A 1,150-nucleotide genomic window follows, 5' to 3' on the forward strand; every position below is an offset into this window, starting at 1 on the left:
TTTCCCCTCGATCGAGTATGACTTTCTCCTCAGCCGCAGACTTTCAAGACGAATTTGATGTCATCGTCGTCGGGGCAGGCCATTCCGGCTGTGAAGCGGCCCTAGCTTGCGCCCGTCTCGGTTGTCGTACCCTTCTCCTCACCCTTAATCTCGATAAAATCGCTTGGCAACCCTGTAACCCCGCCGTTGGTGGTCCGGCTAAATCCCAATTAACCCACGAAGTGGACGCTTTAGGCGGCGAAATTGGCAAAATAGCCGACCGCACCTATCTGCAAAAACGGGTTCTTAATGCCTCTCGCGGACCGGCAGTCTGGGCCCTGCGCGCCCAAACCGATAAACGGGAATACGCGGCGGTGATGAAAGGTATCGTCGAAACCCAAGCAAATCTCGTTATTCGGGAAGGCATGGCCACAGACCTGATTTTAGGGGCAAATGAGCAAGTTTTAGGGGTAGAAACCTATTTCGGCACTTGTTTCGCCGCTAAAGCCGTCATTTTAACCACTGGCACTTTTTTAGGCGGCAAAATCTGGATCGGCGGCAAATCCATGGCCGCCGGACGCGCGGGCGAATTTGCGGCGGTGGGTTTAACAGAAACCCTAAATCGCCTCGGATTCGAGACTGGTCGCCTAAAAACTGGCACTCCTGCCCGTGTGGATAAGCGTTCAGTGGATTACTCGCGCATGGAACCGCAACCGCCCGATGACGAGGTGCGTTGGTTTAGTTTTGATCCGGAGGTGTGGATCGAACGAGAACAAATGAACTGTCATCTCACCCGCACCACGGCGGCAACTCATCAATTAATCAGAGATAATTTACATTTATCCCCCATTTATGGCGGTTTTATTGACTCCAAAGGACCGCGTTATTGTCCCAGTATTGAGGATAAAATCGTCCGTTTTGCCGATAAAGAAAGTCATCAAATTTTTATTGAACCGGAAGGGCGCGATATTCCTGAACTTTATATCCAAGGCTTTTCAACCGGACTGCCGGAAAATGTTCAATTAGCAATGCTGCGGACTTTACCCGGTTTAGAAAACTGTGTAATGTTGCGGGCTGCCTATGCAGTGGAATACGATTATTTACCAGCAACTCAGTGTTATCCAACCCTGATGACGAAGAAGATTGAGGGGTTATTTTGTGCGGGACAAAT

1 protein-coding gene is annotated in these 1,150 nt (G+C 50.3%); it reads left to right on the forward strand.

Features of this window, described 5'->3' with window-relative positions:
- Positions 1 to 17: 17 nt before the first annotated feature.
- Positions 18 to 1,150: tRNA uridine-5-carboxymethylaminomethyl(34) synthesis enzyme MnmG (gene mnmG, locus IQ224_RS23630; protein WP_194033560.1), on the forward strand; the 1,133-nt coding region annotated here is incomplete at its 3' end.

It is taken from the genome of Microcystis sp. LEGE 00066, from assembly GCF_015207925.1.
GTDB lineage: Bacteria > Cyanobacteriota > Cyanobacteriia > Cyanobacteriales > Microcystaceae > Microcystis > Microcystis ichthyoblabe_A.